14 protein-coding genes and 1 pseudogene are annotated in these 15,587 nt (G+C 62.9%); 12 read left to right on the plus strand and 3 right to left on the minus strand.

The features are described from left to right. Positions 1–164: 164 nt before the first annotated feature. On the minus strand, positions 165–599 hold the full coding sequence (locus CD175_RS08485) for a YMGG-like glycine zipper-containing protein (protein ID WP_104448507.1): 435 nt from the start codon (positions 597–599) through the stop codon (positions 165–167). A 99-nt stretch (positions 600–698) separates the two neighbouring features. Continuing rightward, a complete protein-coding gene (locus CD175_RS08490; protein WP_104448508.1) occupies positions 699–1,289 on the minus strand; it encodes a CGNR zinc finger domain-containing protein in 591 nt (196 codons plus the stop codon). A gap of 129 nt (positions 1,290–1,418) precedes the next feature. Here CD175_RS08490 and CD175_RS08495 point away from each other — a divergent pair, with 129 nt between their 5' ends. The 4 genes and pseudogenes from CD175_RS08495 (at position 1,419) to CD175_RS08510 (ending at position 3,844) form a co-directional block, all read left to right on the plus strand. Continuing rightward, a complete protein-coding gene (locus CD175_RS08495; RefSeq protein WP_104448509.1) occupies positions 1,419–2,300 on the plus strand; it encodes an alpha/beta fold hydrolase in 882 nt (293 codons plus the stop codon). 15 nt (positions 2,301–2,315) lie between these two features. After that, a pseudogene (locus CD175_RS08500) lies at positions 2,316–2,511 on the plus strand (aldolase); the annotation flags it as partial. Positions 2,512–2,548: 37 nt separating this feature from the next. After that, positions 2,549–3,352 carry a 2-oxo-tetronate isomerase gene (otnI, locus tag CD175_RS08505; RefSeq protein ID WP_104448510.1) on the plus strand — a complete coding sequence of 268 codons (804 nt, stop codon included), beginning with the start codon at positions 2,549–2,551 and terminating at the stop codon, positions 3,350–3,352. Between the two features lie 36 nt (positions 3,353–3,388). Continuing rightward, entirely contained in the window at positions 3,389–3,844 is a 456-nt protein-coding gene (locus CD175_RS08510; RefSeq protein ID WP_104448511.1) for a VOC family protein, read from the plus strand. Between the two features lie 116 nt (positions 3,845–3,960). Here the strand turns inward: CD175_RS08510 and CD175_RS08515 are convergent, their stop codons facing one another. Continuing rightward, positions 3,961–4,911, minus strand: a complete 951-nt coding sequence (locus CD175_RS08515) for a LysR family transcriptional regulator (protein ID WP_205886327.1) — start codon at positions 4,909–4,911, stop codon at positions 3,961–3,963. 406 nt (positions 4,912–5,317) lie between these two features. Between CD175_RS08515 and CD175_RS08520 the strand changes: the two genes are divergently transcribed. The 8 genes from CD175_RS08520 (at position 5,318) to CD175_RS08555 (ending at position 15,560) form a co-directional block, all read left to right on the plus strand. Continuing rightward, on the plus strand, positions 5,318–5,647 hold the full coding sequence (locus tag CD175_RS08520; RefSeq protein WP_008050941.1) for a DUF485 domain-containing protein: 330 nt from the start codon (positions 5,318–5,320) through the stop codon (positions 5,645–5,647). Next, complete coding sequence (locus CD175_RS08525) at positions 5,644–7,293, plus strand: cation acetate symporter (protein WP_104448513.1); 1,650 nt, start codon at positions 5,644–5,646, stop codon at positions 7,291–7,293. Before CD175_RS08520 ends, CD175_RS08525 begins: the two co-directional genes overlap by 4 nt. 173 nt (positions 7,294–7,466) lie before the next feature. Further along, complete coding sequence (locus CD175_RS08530) at positions 7,467–8,717, plus strand: OprD family porin (protein WP_104448514.1); 1,251 nt, start codon at positions 7,467–7,469, stop codon at positions 8,715–8,717. A gap of 286 nt (positions 8,718–9,003) precedes the next feature. After that, positions 9,004–10,707 carry an AMP-binding protein gene (locus CD175_RS08535; RefSeq protein WP_104448515.1) on the plus strand — a complete coding sequence of 568 codons (1,704 nt, stop codon included), beginning with the start codon at positions 9,004–9,006 and terminating at the stop codon, positions 10,705–10,707. A 103-nt stretch (positions 10,708–10,810) separates the two neighbouring features. Continuing rightward, complete coding sequence (locus tag CD175_RS08540; RefSeq protein ID WP_104448516.1) at positions 10,811–12,319, plus strand: CoA-acylating methylmalonate-semialdehyde dehydrogenase; 1,509 nt, start codon at positions 10,811–10,813, stop codon at positions 12,317–12,319. 89 nt (positions 12,320–12,408) lie between these two features. Then, on the plus strand, positions 12,409–13,299 hold the full coding sequence (gene mmsB / locus CD175_RS08545; protein WP_104448517.1) for a 3-hydroxyisobutyrate dehydrogenase: 891 nt from the start codon (positions 12,409–12,411) through the stop codon (positions 13,297–13,299). Positions 13,300–13,301: 2 nt separating this feature from the next. Then, the gene (locus CD175_RS08550) at positions 13,302–14,390 is read left to right on the plus strand and encodes an enoyl-CoA hydratase/isomerase family protein (RefSeq protein ID WP_104448518.1); all 1,089 of its coding nucleotides are present in this window, start codon (positions 13,302–13,304) and stop codon (positions 14,388–14,390) included. A gap of 18 nt (positions 14,391–14,408) precedes the next feature. Then, the gene (locus CD175_RS08555; protein ID WP_104448519.1) at positions 14,409–15,560 is read left to right on the plus strand and encodes an acyl-CoA dehydrogenase family protein; all 1,152 of its coding nucleotides are present in this window, start codon (positions 14,409–14,411) and stop codon (positions 15,558–15,560) included. Positions 15,561–15,587 lie beyond the last annotated feature (27 nt).

Below are 15,587 nucleotides of genomic sequence, written 5' to 3' on the forward strand. Positions count from 1 at the left end.
CTCATGGATAAGGGGCAAATGGGCGAGAGGCCTCTACCCCGGGGATCACCGAGACGTCAAGGCGGCTCGGGCATGACCTGAAAGAACACCCATAGGGGGGAGCGCCATGCCCGCTCCCCCTTTTGAAACAAAGCATTCCAGATGCTCTGTCTCGGCACACGCGATCAGTCGTGATGTTTGTGTTTATGTTTATTCTTGTGTTTATTCTTTTGCTTGTAGCCCGAATCGTGGTGGTCGTCGCCATCATCGGCCATATTGTTGCCGATCGCACCACCTGCTGCGCCGCCCAGACCCGCGCCGATCAGGCCACCGGTGGAACCACCGACACTGTTGCCGATGACCTGGCCACCCGCTGCACCGAGACCTCCGCCAATAGCGGACTCGGTCTTCTTGCCACTCTTGGCGGTCATTGCGCCCCCGGCCGCGCCACCGACGCCGGCTCCGATTGCAGCGCCAGTGCTACCTCCCATAGCCTGACCGACCACGCTGCCAAGAGCGCCGCCGACACCGCCACCGATAGCCGTGTTGGTGGCTTCGCCAGCGAGGGAGTACTGCGATACAAGAAGACTTAATGCAACAACAGTGAATGACTTACGCATCAGACAGACCTTTAGGAACACACAAAAGGAGAAAGTCTGTTGGTACGAAACAGTCTGGTCAACAGATATTCGGCCGTATTCCGCGCAGCGTCATGGCCTTCAGTCCGCGACACCCTGGCGTCGCTTGCGGAATTCGGCGACCTTATGCCGGTTTCCGCACAGCGCCATGCTGCACCAGCGTCGTTTGTGCGATTTGGTGCGGTCGTAAAACATCAGTGAACATTCGGCGCTTTCGCATTTGCGTACCAGGCTGAAATCGCCTTCGGCCAGCAACTCCGCGGCGGCGTAAGCGAGCCTGCCCAGACGCTGGTGGCCGGCATCCCCCTGGTGCAAGCGATCCAGCACCGGCGCGCCCGCCTCCTCCCACACCAGTTGCGGCACGACCCGCAGCAGAAAGGCATTGAGCGCTGCCGGATCCGCCACGCGGTTCTCTCGACGGGCGGCGAGCAGGCTCTCGATGCAGTCGCGCAGCTTGCGCAATCGGGCAAGCAACTGCCCGTCACCCACCGCCACTTCCGTCGCCAGACCGAAACCGATCTGCTCCAGCCAGCGCGCCGCGTCGGCATCGCTGTTGAGCAGGTCGCGCCGCTGGCCTTCGACCACCATTCGAGTGTTCAGCAGATCCAGCGCCGGGTGGTCGGCCAGCACCAGCGGTACGGGCAAGTCAGGTGTGGTGACGGCGTCAGTCATGGAAATTTCCCGGGTATCAATGCACGGATTGTAACCTACAAAAACTATTTGACCAGTTACAAAGTTCGTGCAAAATAAAGACAGGTAACCTGTATAAATAACTTTAACAAGTTACATTGGAGATCCATCATGACCACGCTCCCGCACACCACCATTGCCTGCAAATTCGTCGACGCCGACGGCATCCGGGTTTTCTACCGCGAGGCCGGTGCTGCCGACGCTCCCGTACTCTTGCTGCTGCACGGCTTTCCCAGCTCGTCGCACCAGTTCCGGGGCCTGATCCCGCTGCTCGCGCACAAGTACCGCTTGATTGCACCGGATCTGCCCGGGTTCGGTTTCACCGAAGTGTCCGCCGAACGCAACTATGTCTACACCTTCGATGCCCTCGGCGAGACGATCCGCCAGTTCGTCGATGTGCTGGGCCTCAAGCGTTATGCGATGTACTTCTTCGACTATGGGGCGCCGGTCGGCCTGCGCCTGGCGCTGGCGTACCCGGAGCGGATCAGCGCGATCGTTTCGCAGAACGGCAATGCCTATCTCGAAGGTCTGGGAGATGCCTGGGCGCCGATCCGCCAGTACTGGGACGAGCCGTCGCCCGCCAATCGCCAGGTGATCAACGATGCCATCCTGCACCTGGAAGGCACGCGCTGGCAGTATGTGGAAGGCGTGAGCAACCCCGATCTCATTGCACCCGAGGGTTATCATCTGGACGCGCTATTGCTGGAACGGCCCGGTAACAAGGACATCCAGCTCGATCTGTTTTATGACTATCGGAACAACCTCAAGCTGTACCCGGCGTTCCAGCAATTCTTGCGCGATGCCCAAATGCCGACGCTGGCGATCTGGGGCAAGGGCGATCCGTTTTTCATTCCGCCAGGTGCCGAGGCGTACAAGCGTGACAACCCCAATGCGGTGGTCGAGATGCTCGATACCGGCCACTTCGCGCTGGAGACCCACGCCGTGCAGATTGCTCAACGGATAGTCGACGTGGTGGGCAGCCATCTCGACTGAGAGGTGCGGAGACGAGGCGTGGTACACACCCACTCGACCCACCTGGTGGCATTGACGCTGGCCGGTGTCTGGCACGAGGATGACATCCTGCCACCGTTGATCGCCTATGAGCGTCCCGGCTCACCGACGGCTGATGAGCAATCCGATACCGGCTCCTATGCACCAGGCGGCGCTGGATGAATTGCACGAAGCCTTTGGTGTGCAGTGGTAATAACCCACCGATTGATTTTTTGACCGCAGGAGTCTTCATGCCTCGTTTCGCTGCCAACCTCAGCATGCTCTACCCCGAACATGACTTTCTCGACCGTTTCGCCGCTGCCGCCGCCGATGGTTTTCAGGCAGTGGAATACATGTCCCCCTACGACTACAGCCCACAGCAATTGAAACAGCGGCTCGACGACAATGGCCTGGTCCAGGCCCTGTTCAACGCACCACCGGGCAATATCGCGGCGGGCGAAAAAGGCACCGTGTCCTTGCCAGGCCGTGAATCGGAGTTCCGTGCCGGTTTCGACCAGGCCCTGGAATACGCCGCAGTACTGGGCAACGACCGCATCCATGTCATGGCCGGGCTGCTGGCCAACGAAGCGGATCGCGCCAGGCACCAGCAAACCTACCTGGAAAACCTCAGCCACGCAGCGACACAAGCCGCCAAAGCTGGCATCACCGTATTGCTGGAGCCGATCAACACCCGCGACATGCCGGGTTTTTTCCTCAACCACCAACATCAGGCCCAGGCCATCTGCAAAGCAGTCGGCCAGGCCAACCTCAAAGTCCAGTTCGACGTCTACCATTGCCAGATCGTCGAGGGTGACGTGGCGACGAAGCTGCGACGGGATTTCGCCAACATCGGCCATATCCAGATCGCAGGCGTGCCGGATCGCCACGAACCGGACATGAACAACGAGCTGAACTATCCCTACCTGTTCGAGCTGATCGATCAACTGGGGTACACCGGTTGGGTGGGTTGCGAGTACCGGCCACGCGGCGACACCTCCAAGGGCTTGCAATGGCTGCGCGATTGGCAGGGTCGGTCAAGCCAAGGCCAGGCATAGACGGCTTTTCATCCAAGGGACAGCAGGAGGCATGCAATGGAACTGAAGTTCAGTCACATCGATGTACTGGTCAATAATCTCGACGAAGCCTGTGCCTACTACGCACAGATACTGAACGCCAGGATCTCCAGAACGCTCGTCTGGGAACGAGGTGGCCTGCACGTGCGCTACGCGATCGCGCTGATCGGCCAAGAGCGTTTCATGTTGGTACAGCCACTGGCCGGGAACCTGAGGGAGCTGCTGGACTCCTCGGGTGAAGGGATGATTTATCGCCACTGCTATTCGACGCCGGACATCGAGAAGGCCTATGACGAACTGATGGTCGCCGGTGTTCAGCCAGAAGATGAAAACGGAAAGCCATTAGCCCGCGCGAACCTGCAATCCCCGTCCGGGACACGCATCATCTGGTTGCCCAAACGCTTCGGGCACTTCTCTATCGAAATACTGGAAGAAAAGGCGCTAGAGGCATTTGTAGAGGCTGCATTTGCCTGAGTGATGGATCGCCCCTGATTGCCTGGTGTATTCGGACCGGAGCAATGCCTTAACTCTTTGGTCTTTTCGCCAACCAGCACCTCGCTCTACTTCTGGCTGCACAACTCCCCCTCCCCTCAGGGTGACGGCAGATAGCTCATCACACGTGACTCGCCCATCAGCAGCGGACGATTGAGTTCCGCGCAGGCGCGCAGGTACTCGGCCACCAGGGTGATCCGTTTCAGCTTGCGCAGATCTTCGCTGTAGTACATCCAGAATTGCCGCGTGATCTCCACTTCACCGGGCAACACTTCGCACAGGCGGGGATCGGGGCCGGCGAGGAAGCAAGGCAGGATCGCCAGCGCCCGTCCTTCCAGGGCTGCGTGGTAATGGGCCACCACGCTGGTGCTGCGCAGGCGGCTGTTGGCTCCGGGCATCAGGTCGTTCAGGTAGAGCAGTTTGAAGCTGAAGGCCAGGTCCTCGACGTAGGTCACGAACGGGTGGCCGTCCAGGTCCTCGCGGCAACCGATCGGCGGATGGTTCGCCAGGTACTCCGGCGTCGCATAAAGGCGCAGGCGGTAGTCGCACAATCGCGAGCACACGTAGGGACCGCGCTCGGGCCGCTCCAGGGTGATGGCGATATCCGCCTCGCGCCGTGACAGGTTGATGAAATGCGGGACCGGCAAAATGTCCGCCGAGATGTTCGGGTAGTGCTCAAGGAAGTGGCTCATCTGCGCAGTGATGAAACAGGTTCCGAAGGCTTCGGTACAGCCGATGCGCAGATGCCCGGCGAGCCCCCCGGTGGTGCCGAAAACCTGCTCGCAGGCGACCAGCAGCGTACTTTCCAGGGATTCGGCGTGGCCGACCAGACGCTGCCCCTCCACGGTCAGGACAAAACCGGACGTTCGCGACTTCTCGAACAGCAGGGCACCCAGGCACTGCTCCAGGGCGCGGATACGCCGCGACACCGTGGTGTAGTCCACTCCCAGGCGGCGGGCCGCACCGCTGGCAGTGCGAGCACGGGCCACTTCGAGGAAGAAACGCAAGTCGTCCCAGTTCAGTGGAGGCTGCGTTGTGCATTTTTGCATATCCATCGGGCTTTTCCGCCAATACATATGGGAAATATGCACTTATATACTCGCATCTCACCCAACTTGACCAGTGTCGTTTTCAGGTCAGGAAAGCCCCCCACCCGAATAATAAATATCGAGGGCTGGCAGCATGAGCGCACGGATAAACATCGGCTTGAACGCCGGACACAAGCAGCTGCGCAACAGCGCAATCGCGGCCACGGTTCTCGTCCGCCGTTGGCCCGATCCGTGGCACCCCGCTTCCCTCCCGCACCGCCCCCTCACCACTGGAAGGTCATCCGGGCGGCAATAACTCCAGCACATCAGCATTCAGGTGGCGTCCCGCATCGGGTCGCTGCCCGGGTACCCGTACGCCCCTCAAAAGGCCGAACAACAAAAACAACTAGAAAAACGGAGCCTCACCATGACGACTGACCATCCGAACCACGTCCAGACCTGCGCACGGGTCAGGGCCAACCCCAAGTTCCAACGCCTCGCGCGTCAACGTGCACTGCTGGCCTGGACACTGAGCGGCGCGGTCCTGGCGATCTATTACAGTTTCATCATGGTGGTGGCGTTCGCTCCCGCCTGGCTGCACCTGCCGCTGTACGACGGCAGCCACCTCAGCCTCGGCATGCCAATCGGCGTGACGATCATCCTGTTGTCCTGGCTACTCACCGCCTGGTACGTGCACAGCGCCAACACCCGCTTCGACGTGCTCAGCTCGCAGATCCTCCAGGAGTCCCGCGCATGAAACGCCTGCTCGCCCTTCTCGCCCTCAGCCCTGTGCTGGCCCATGCCGACCCCATCATTGCGCAGAAGCAACCGCTCAACCTGCACGCCATCGGCATGTTTTTCGTCTTCGTCCTCGCCACCCTGCTGATCACCTGGTGGGCGGCACGACGCACCCGCTCCGCCGCCGATTTCTACAGCGCCGGCGGCGGCATCACCGGCTTCCAGAATGGCCTGGCCATCGCCGGTGACTACATGTCGGCGGCCACTCTGCTGGGCCTGTCGAGCCTGGTCTTCGCCAAGGGCTACGACGGCTTCGTCTACATCATCGGCTTCTTCGTCGGCTGGCCGATCGTCACCTTCCTGATGGCCGAGCGCTTGCGCAACCTGGGGCGCTACACCTTCGCCGACATCGTCTCCTACCGGCTCGATCAGACCCGCGTGCGCAGCTTCGCCGCCCTCGGATCGCTGACCGTGGTGTGCTGCTATCTGGTGGTGCAGATGGTCGGTGCCGGTCAACTGATCAAACTGTTGTTCGGTCTCGACTACCGCACGGCGGTGGTGGTCGTCGGACTGTTGATGCTGGTCTATGTGATCTTCGGCGGCATGCTCGCCACCACCTGGGTGCAGATCACCAAGGCGGTCCTGCTCTTGGCGGGCGGCACCACCCTGGTGCTGATGGCCCTGAGTCGCTTCGACTTCAGCTTCGAGACGCTGGCCGCCCAGGCGGTGGCCGTGCATGCCAGCGGCGTGCAGATCATGGGCCCGGGCACCTTGCTGGCCGACCCGATCAACGCGGTGTCCTTATCCCTCGGCCTGGTCTTCGGCATTGCTGGCCTGCCGCACATCCTGATGCGTTTCTTCACGGTGCCCAATGCCAAGGAGGCGCGTAAATCGGTGCTGTTCGCCACGGTGTTCATCGGCTTCTTCTTCCTGGTGGTCTGCGTCCTGGGCTATACCGCCATCGTCATCGTCGGCACGGATCCGCAGTACTACGTCGACGGCAAGCTTGGCGGGGCCATGATCGGCGGCGGCAACATGGTGGCCATGCACCTGGCGAAGGCGGTGGGTGGCAACCTGTTTCTCGGGTTCCTCTCTGCCGTGGCTTTCGCCACCATTCTCGCGGTGGTTGCGGGCCTGGCCCTGGCCGGTGCCTCGGCCATCTCCCATGACCTTTACGCCTCGGTGTTGAAGAAGGGCTGCGCCGACGAGAAACAGGAAATGCGCGTGTCGCGCATCGCCACCGTCTGCCTGGGCATCGTTGCGATTGCCCTCGGCATTCTGTTCGAGGGCCAGAACATCGCCTTCCTGGTCGGCCTGACGTTCGGCATCGCCGCCTCGGCGAATTTCCCGGTACTGATCATGGCCATGTACTGGGGAGGCCTGACCACACGCGGCGCCCTCTACGGTGGCCTGACCGGCCTGCTCAGCGCACTGGCCCTGGTGATCGGCTCGCCGTCGGTGTGGGTCGGCGTACTGGGGCATGCCCAGGCACTCTTCCCTTACGACCAGCCGGCGCTGTTTTCCATGCCACTGGCCTTCCTGGTCATCGTGGTCGCTTCCAGGCTTGACCGCAGCGAACGCGCCGACCGCGAGCGCGCTGCCTATGCCGACCAGTTCGTCCGTGCCCAGACCGGCCTTGGAGCCGCCATGGCCAGCAGTCACTGACGCTGAGTTTTCCGGGGCTGACGCCCCGAGCGCGAGTCCGCTCCTTTGCTTCGCGCTTTTTTACGCCCGTCCTGCGCCGCTCGGCGCAGGACACCCCGAAAGCGCCCTTCCCTCGCCAACCCGAAACGGCGCGGTAGCGGCTTGTCGACAACAAAAACAACAAAAGGCCTCCAATGAAACCCACCACCCTCACCCTGTTCCTGGCCGGCAGCGGCCTCGCCGCACAGGCTCACGCCGACTTCCTGGCAGACAGCACGGCCAGACTGGAAACGCGCAACTTCTACTTCAACCGCGACTTCCGCCAGGCCAATGCCGCGCAGTCCAAGCAAGAAGAATGGGCCCAGGGTTTCCTGCTGCGCTACGAATCCGGTTATACCGACGGCATGATCGGCGTCGGTATCGATGCACTCGGCCAGCTCGGCGTCAAACTCGATTCCAGTCCCGATCGCGCCGGCTCCGGCCTGCTCAAGCGCGACAGCCAGCCGCCCAGGCGCGCCAAGGACGAGTATGGCGAACTGGGCCTGACGGCCAAGTTCAAAGCGTCCAACAGCGTGCTCAAGCTCGGCACCCTGACCCCGAAGTTGCCGGTGCTGCTGGCCAATGACTCGCGCCTGTTGCCGCAAACATTCCGCGGTGGCCAGTTGAACGTTCAGGAGATCAAAGGCCTGAGCGTCGATGCGGGGCGCGTGGATCGGGTCAACCAGCGCGACTCCTCGGACTACGAGAAAATGACGATCACCACCACCGGCGCCAAGGGCATTGTCAGTGGCCAGGCCCGCAGCGACGCCTTCAATTTCGCCGGCCTGACCTACCAGTGGACCGACCGGCTGAACACGGGCTACAACTACGGCGGCCTGGACGACTTCTACCACCAACACCAGTTCAGTCTGGTCCACGTGCTGCCGCTGGGCGCAGGCCAGACGCTCAAGAGTGACCTGCGCTACGCCCGCTCCACCGACGATGGCAACAGCAACATCGACAACAACGCCTTCGGCGCCATGTTCACCTATACCCTCGGCGGCCATGCCTTCGGTCTCGGTTACCAACGCATGAGCGGCGACACCGGCTTTGCCTACGTCAATGGCAGCGACGCCTTCCTGGTCAACTTCGTGCAGATCAACGACTTCGCCAACAAGGACGAGCGTTCCTGGCAGGCGCGCTACGACTACAACTTCGCGGCCCTCGGCATTCCCGGCCTGACCTTCATGACCCGCTACCTATCAGGCGACAGCATCGACCTGGGCGTCGGCAAGCCCGACGGTCGCGAATGGGAACGCGACACCGACATCGGCTACGTGGTGCAAAGCGGCCCGCTGAAAAACCTCGGTCTCAAGTGGCGCAACGCTTCGGTGCGCACCGCCCACTTCGGTAACGATCTCGACGAGAACCGCCTGATCCTCAGCTATACCCTGGCGCTCTGGTAAGCCCCGTACAAGGCGGGTGCCGCTTACATCGCATGTCGGTGCGAGCAGCACCCGCCTTGTGCATTTCTGGCGCATCCGGGATGCCGCAGGCTGTGCTTTTTTGCACAACGCACGGGACTTTTTGAGCATTCTTATTTGATTTATGCCTGCCTATACTCGATTCAACCGCTTGGTCATGAACCAGGTCAGTCCCAATAAAAATAAACAGGGCACCCATCGTGAAGCCATCCTTGCTTGCCGTCGTCTCCCCACTTTCAGGTACCCGCGCGCGCCTCGGGAGACTCCAATGAACAACAACTGCCAACCCTTCCTGGCCGCTCGTGACTTCCTGCTGGCCCACCGTACCGACTACGTCACCGCCGTGCGTGACTTCCGCTGGCCGCAACTGAACGAATTCAACTGGGCGCTGGATTACTTTGACGCCATGGCCGAGGGCAACCAGGCCAATGCCCTGTGGATCGTCGAAGAGGACGGCAGCGAACAACGCTACAGCTTCCAGCAACTGGCCGCGCGCTCCAACCAGGTGGCCAATCACCTGCGTGCCCTCGGCGTGCGCCGCGGCGAACGCATCCTGCTGATGCTCGGCAACGACGTCGCCCTGTGGGAAACCATGCTGGCCGCCTTCAAACTCGGTGCCGTGGTCATTCCCGCCACCGCCCTGCTGACCCCCGATGACCTGAGCGACCGCATCGAGCGTGGCCATGTTCGCCATCTGGTGGTCGGTAGCGCCCATGTCGACAAGTTCGTCGGGCTGGGTGAAGGCTGCACCCGCATCTGCGTCGGTCCGTCCCCCGCCGGCTGGACCCCGCACAGCGCCGCCAGCGAGCATTCCGAGCAGTTCGAAACAGAGGGTCGCACGCTGGCCAACGACCCGATGCTGCTGTACTTCACCTCTGGCACCACCTCCAAGCCGAAGATGGTGTTGCACAGTCACCAGAGTTACCCGGTTGGCCACCTCTCGACCATGTACTGGATTGGCCTGCAGCCGGGCGACCTGCACCTGAACATTTCGTCCCCGGGCTGGGCCAAGCACGCCTGGAGCTGCCTCTTTGCACCGTGGAATGCCGGTGCCTGCATCTTTATCCACAACACCGCACGCTTCAGCGCGCCAGCCCTGCTCGGCGTGCTCGAGCGCTACGGCGTCACCAGCCTGTGCGCGCCACCTACCGTGTGGCGCATGCTGATCCAGGAAGACCTGGCCAGTTACAAGACTCGCCTGCGCCTGCGCGAACTGGTGGGCGCCGGTGAGCCGCTCAACCCGGAGATCATCGAGCAAGTTCAGCACGCCTGGGGCCTATTGCTGCGCGACGGCTTCGGCCAGTCGGAAACCACCGCACTGGTCGGCAACACGCCTGGCCAGCGGCTCAAGCCGGGCTCCATGGGCCGTCCGTTGCCGGGCTACCGGGTGACCATGCTCGATCCTGATGGCGTACCGGGTAACGAAGGCGAAGTGGCCCTGCCGCTGGACGTACGCCCGCTTGGCCTGATGCTGTGCTACGAGGACAGCCCGGAAAAGACCGCCGAAGTGATGCGCGACGGCTTTTACCGCACAGGGGACACCGCGCAGATCGACGAAGAGGGCTACATCACTTTCGTCGGCCGTGCCGATGATGTGTTCAAGGCCTCCGACTACCGCATCAGCCCCTTCGAGCTGGAAAGCGCGCTGATCGAGCATCCGGCGGTGATGGAAGTGGCCGTGGTGCCAAGCCCGGACCCACTGCGCCTTGCCGTGCCCAAGGCGTTTTTGATCCTGGCCCATGATGAACCCGGCAGCCACGAACTGGCCGGCAGCATCCTCGCGTTCGCCCGCGAGCACCTGGCGCCCTACAAGCGGGTACGGCGCATCGAATTTGTCAGCGAGCTGCCCAAGACCATCTCCGGAAAAATCCGCCGGGTGGAACTGCGGCAAATGGAAGTGCAGCGTCGCCAGGGCGACGCACGTGGCCCGCAGGAATACTTCGAAGAAGACTTCCCGCAACTCAAAGGCTGAACCCCGGGCCGGCACGCCGGCCCTCCCGAATCCAAACCCGACCGCTCGGCCAATCACGCCGAGGGGACTCATTCGACCCAAAGAAAGCAGGCAGGCCCCGTAAATGACCTCTTCCATCGTTCCCAGCGTCAAGCTTCTCATCAACGGCGAATTCGTCGAATCGCGCACCACCCAGTGGCGCGACGTGGTCAACCCGGCCACCCAGGAAGTCCTGGCCCGTGTCCCCTTCGCCACTGCCGAGGAAATGAACGCCGCCGTTGCCAGCGCCAAGCAAGCCTTCAAGACCTGGCGCAAGACCCCGATCGGTGCCCGTGCCCGTGTCTTCCTCAAGTACCAGCAGCTGATCCGCGAGAACATCAAGGAATTGGCCGCCCTGCTCACCGCCGAGCAGGGCAAGACCCTGCCTGATGCCGAAGGTGACGTGTTCCGCGGCCTGGAAGTGGTCGAGCACGCCGCCAGCATCGGCAACCTGCAGATGGGCGAGTTGGCCAACAACGTGGCCAATGGCGTCGACACCTACACCCTGCTGCAGCCGCTGGGCGTGTGCGCAGGCATCACCCCGTTCAACTTCCCGGCAATGATCCCGCTGTGGATGTTCCCGATGGCCATTGCCACCGGCAACACTTTCGTCCTCAAGCCGTCCGAGCAGGACCCACTGGTGACCATGCGCCTGGTGGAACTGGCGCTGGAGGCTGGTGTGCCCAAGGGTGTGCTCAACGTCATCCACGGTGGTGTCGACGCGGTGAACCTGATCTGCGACCACCCGGACATCAAGGCCGTGTCCTTCGTCGGCTCGACCAAGGTCGGCACCCACGTCTACAACCGTGCCACCCAGAACGGCAAGCGCGCGCAGTGCATGATGGGTGCGAAAAACCATGCCATCGTCCTGCCCGATGCCAACCGGCAGCAGACCCTGAACAACCTGCTGGGTGCCTCCTTCGGCGCTGCCGGCCAGCGCTGCATGGCTCTGCCGGTGGTGATCCTGGTCGGTGAAGCGCAGACCTGGCTCCCGGACCTGATCGAACGAACCAAGACTCTCAAGATCAATGGCGGCACCGAGCCAGGCACCGACATCGGCCCGGTGATTTCCTGCGCCGCCCTGGAGCGCGTCAACGGCCTGATCGCCAGTGGCATCGAAGAAGGCGCAAAGCTTGAACTGGATGGGCGCAACCCGAACGTGCCGGGCTATCAGGACGGCAACTTCGTCGGCCCGACCATTTTCTCCGGCGTCACCGCGCAAATGTCGGTGTACCGCGAAGAGATCTTCGGCCCGGTGCTGTGCGTCATGCACGCCGCCAACCTGGACGAGGCGATCGAGATCATCAACGCCAACCCGAACGGCAACGGCACTGCCCTGTTCACCCGTTCCGGCGCTGCCGCGCGGCACTTCCAGGAAGAGATCGACGTCGGCCAGGTCGGCATCAACGTGCCAATCCCGGTACCGGTCCCGCTGTTCTCCTTCTCCGGTTCGCGCGCCTCCAAGCTAGGCGACCTGGGTCCCTACGGCAAGCAAGTGGTGACCTTCTACACCCAGACCAAGACGATCACCCAGCGCTGGTTCGACGAAGATGACACCGGCGGCGCGGTGAACACCACCATCACCCTGAAATGACCTTTGCCGGCCGGCGCCTTGCGTCGGCCGACGACAAGCGCGCGCAGGATTTCCCGCGCCACTGCCCCCTATCGTAAAAGGTAGCCAACATGCATATCGGATTTCTCGGCCTCGGCAACATGGGCGGCCCAATGGCCCGCAACCTGCTCAAGGCCGGCCACAGCCTGACCGTCTTTGACCCCTTCCCGCAGGCGGTCGCCGCCCTGGTGGAGGCCGGCGCCAGCGCCGCCGACTCACCCGCCGCCGTGGCCAAGGCCAGGGTTGAGGTGATCATCACCATGTTGCCGACCGCCGAGCACGTGAAGCAGGTCTATCGCGGCAAGGATGGTCTGCTGGCCAATATCGGCCCGGGCGTGCTGTTGATCGACAGTTCGACCATCGACCCGCTGAGCACCCGCGAGGTGGCCAAATACGCCCTTGCCCAAGGCAACCCGATGCTCGACGCGCCGGTATCCGGCGGCACCGGAGGCGCGGCCGCAGGCACCCTGACCTTTATGGTCGGTGGCCCGGACAGTGTGTTCGACCAGGCCCTGCCGATCCTCTCGGCCATGGGCAAGAACATCGTGCACTGCGGCGCAGCAGGCAACGGCCAAGTGGCCAAGATCGCCAACAACATGCTGCTCGGCATCTCCATGGTCGGCGTCGCCGAAGCCATGGCCCTGGGGGTGGCCCTGGGCATGGAAGCCAAGGTGCTGGCCGGGATCATCAATACCTCCAGCGGTCGCTGCTGGAGCTCGGAGGTCAACAACCCGTTCCCGGGCGTACTGGAAAACGCTCCGGCTTCGCGTGGCTACAGCGGCGGGTTTGGCAGTGACCTGATGCTCAAGGATTTGGGCCTGGCCACCGAAGCGGCCAGGCACGCGCGTCAGCCGGTCGCGCTCGGTGCGGTAGCCCAGCAGCTGTACCAGACCTTCAGTTTGCAAGGTCATGGCGGCCTGGATTTCTCCGCCATCATCAACCTGTTCCGCGGAGAAGCCTGAGCATGAGCGAGCAGCAAGCCCCGGTGCTGGCCAGCGTACGCAACCGTGTCGGCCACCTGACACTGAATCGGCCAAGCGCGTTGAACACCCTGGACCTGCCCATGGTGCGCCTGCTCTGCCGGCACCTGTGGGCTTGGGAGCAGGACCCGGAGATCGTCGCCGTGACCCTTCGCGGTGCCGGTGAAAAGGCCTTCTGCGCCGGCGGCGACATTCGAATGCTGTACGACAGCTACAAGGCCGGCGACAACCAGCACGAACTGTTCCTCGAGGAAGAGTACGCCCTCGACGAATACCTGCATGGCTACACCAAGCCAGTGTTGGCGCTGCTGGATGGTTTCGTCCTGGGCGGCGGCATGGGCCTGGCCCAGGCCGCCTCGCTACGCTTGATCACCGAGCGCACGCGGATGGGCATGCCGGAAGTCGGCATCGGCTTTTTCCCCGATGTCGGTGGCAGCTATTTCCTGCCGCGCCTGCCGGGTGAACTGGGAACCTATCTGGGTATTACCGGCTGCCAGGTGCGTGCCGCCGATGCCCTCTATGCGAACCTTGCCGACTACTACCTGCCCAGCGAGCGGCTGGCCGAGCTGGATGCCTGTCTCGACCACCTGAACTGGACCGCTGCGCCCGCTGAAGACTTGCAGGACCTGCTCGCCGACATGGCCACCGAGCGACTTGCCGGTTCCGAGCTCAAGGCCTGTCGCCAGGCGATCGACGAATATTTCGCCTTGCCCGATGTCCCGGCCATTTACGCCGCGCTGCAGCGCGAACAACGCCCCGAGCTGCAAGACTGGGCCGAGCAGACGGTGAAGCTGCTCGACAGCCGCTCGCCATTGGCGATGGCCACGACGCTCGAGTTGTTGCGCCGTGGTCGTTACCTGAGCCTGGCCGAGTGCTTCGCCCTTGAATTGCATCTGGACTACCAGTGGTTCGACAAGGGCGACCTGATGGAGGGTGTGCGCGCCCTGATCATCGACAAGGACAAGTGCCCACGCTGGAGCCCGCCAACCCTGACAGAACTGGCACCTGCCCGGGTGCAGGCCTTCTTCAACGACTTTGAACGCGCCTCCGGCAAGCCCGTTCGCACCGCCTGATTGGCAGGAGACTTTGCAATGCACGATATCGAATTGACCGAAGAACAACGCATGATCCGCGACATGGCGCGCGACTTCGCCCGCAGCGAAGTCGCGCCACATGCCCAGGCCTGGGAGAAGGCCGGCTGGATCGATGACGCCGTGGTGGCGCAGATGGGCGAGCTGGGTCTGCTGGGCATGGTCGTCCCGGACACCTGGGGCGGCAGCTATACCGACTATGTGGCCTACGCCCTGGCCGTGGAAGAAATCTCGGCCGGTGACGGTGCCCTCGGCGCGCTGATGAGCATCCACAATTCGGTGGGCTGCGGCCCCCTGCTGAAATACGGCACCCCTGCGCAGCAGGACAACTGGCTGCCGCTACTGGTCAGTGGTCAGGCGATCGGCTGCTTCTGCCTGACCGAGCCACAGGCCGGCTCCGAGGCGCACAACCTGCGTACCCGTGCCGAACTGCGCGACGGTCAGTGGATTCTCAACGGTGCCAAGCAGTTCGTCAGCAACGGGGAGCGGGCCAAGCTGGCCATTGTCTTCGCCGTCACTGATGCGGAACTGGGCAAGAAAGGTCTGTCGGCCTTCCTGGTCCCCACTGACAACGCCGGATTCGTGGTCGACCGACGCGAACACAAGATGGGGATCAAGGCCTCCGATACCTGCGCGGTGACCCTGAACAACTGCACCATTCCCGAAGCGAACCTGCTGGGTGAACGCGGCAAAGGCCTGGCCATTGCCCTGTCGAACCTGGAAGGCGGCCGCATCGGCATCGCCGCCCAGGCCCTGGGTATCGCCCGCGCCGCCTTCGAGGCCGCCCTGGGCTATGCACGCGAACGCGTCCAGTTCGGCAAGCCGATCATCGAGCACCAGAGCGTGTCCAACCTGCTCGCCGACATGCACACCCGGCTCAACGCCACCCGCCTGCTGATCCTGCATGCGGCGCGCCTGAAAAGCGCCGGGCAACCGTGCCTGTCCGAAGCCTCCCAGGCCAAGCTGTTTGCCTCGGAAATGGCCGAGCGCGTGTGCTCCAGCGCCATGCAGATCCATGGCGGCTACGGTTACCTGGAAGACTACCCGGTAGAGCGCTACTACCGCGACGCGCGCATCACCCAGATCTACGAAGGCACCAGCGAGGTCCAGCGCCTGCTGATCGCCCGCGAACTGAGCCACTACGCGCTCTGACCTCCTCCAGCCGGGCACGACTGCCGC

Origin of the sequence: Pseudomonas laurylsulfatiphila (assembly GCF_002934665.1) — a bacterium.
In the GTDB taxonomy this organism is placed as follows: domain Bacteria; phylum Pseudomonadota; class Gammaproteobacteria; order Pseudomonadales; family Pseudomonadaceae; genus Aquipseudomonas; species Aquipseudomonas laurylsulfatiphila.

Bases quoted from the DNA above. Each gene is read 5' to 3' on its own strand.
- CD175_RS08530 (WP_104448514.1), top strand. From the start codon at position 7,467: ATGAAACCCACCACCCTCACCCTGTTCCTGGCCGGCAGCGGCCTCGCC.
- CD175_RS08490 (WP_104448508.1), bottom strand. From the start codon at position 1,289: ATGACTGACGCCGTCACCACACCTGACTTGCCCGTACCGCTGGTGCTG.
- CD175_RS08540 (WP_104448516.1), top strand. From the start codon at position 10,811: ATGACCTCTTCCATCGTTCCCAGCGTCAAGCTTCTCATCAACGGCGAA.
- CD175_RS08525 (WP_104448513.1), top strand. From the start codon at position 5,644: ATGAAACGCCTGCTCGCCCTTCTCGCCCTCAGCCCTGTGCTGGCCCAT.
- CD175_RS08510 (WP_104448511.1), top strand. From the start codon at position 3,389: ATGGAACTGAAGTTCAGTCACATCGATGTACTGGTCAATAATCTCGAC.
- CD175_RS08535 (WP_104448515.1), top strand. From the start codon at position 9,004: ATGAACAACAACTGCCAACCCTTCCTGGCCGCTCGTGACTTCCTGCTG.
- CD175_RS08520 (WP_008050941.1), top strand. From the start codon at position 5,318: ATGACGACTGACCATCCGAACCACGTCCAGACCTGCGCACGGGTCAGG.
- CD175_RS08550 (WP_104448518.1), top strand. From the start codon at position 13,302: ATGAGCGAGCAGCAAGCCCCGGTGCTGGCCAGCGTACGCAACCGTGTC.
- CD175_RS08555 (WP_104448519.1), top strand. From the start codon at position 14,409: ATGCACGATATCGAATTGACCGAAGAACAACGCATGATCCGCGACATG.
- otnI (WP_104448510.1), top strand. From the start codon at position 2,549: ATGCCTCGTTTCGCTGCCAACCTCAGCATGCTCTACCCCGAACATGAC.
- mmsB (WP_104448517.1), top strand. From the start codon at position 12,409: ATGCATATCGGATTTCTCGGCCTCGGCAACATGGGCGGCCCAATGGCC.
- CD175_RS08485 (WP_104448507.1), bottom strand. From the start codon at position 599: ATGCGTAAGTCATTCACTGTTGTTGCATTAAGTCTTCTTGTATCGCAG.
- CD175_RS08515 (WP_205886327.1), bottom strand. From the start codon at position 4,911: ATGCAAAAATGCACAACGCAGCCTCCACTGAACTGGGACGACTTGCGT.
- CD175_RS08495 (WP_104448509.1), top strand. From the start codon at position 1,419: ATGACCACGCTCCCGCACACCACCATTGCCTGCAAATTCGTCGACGCC.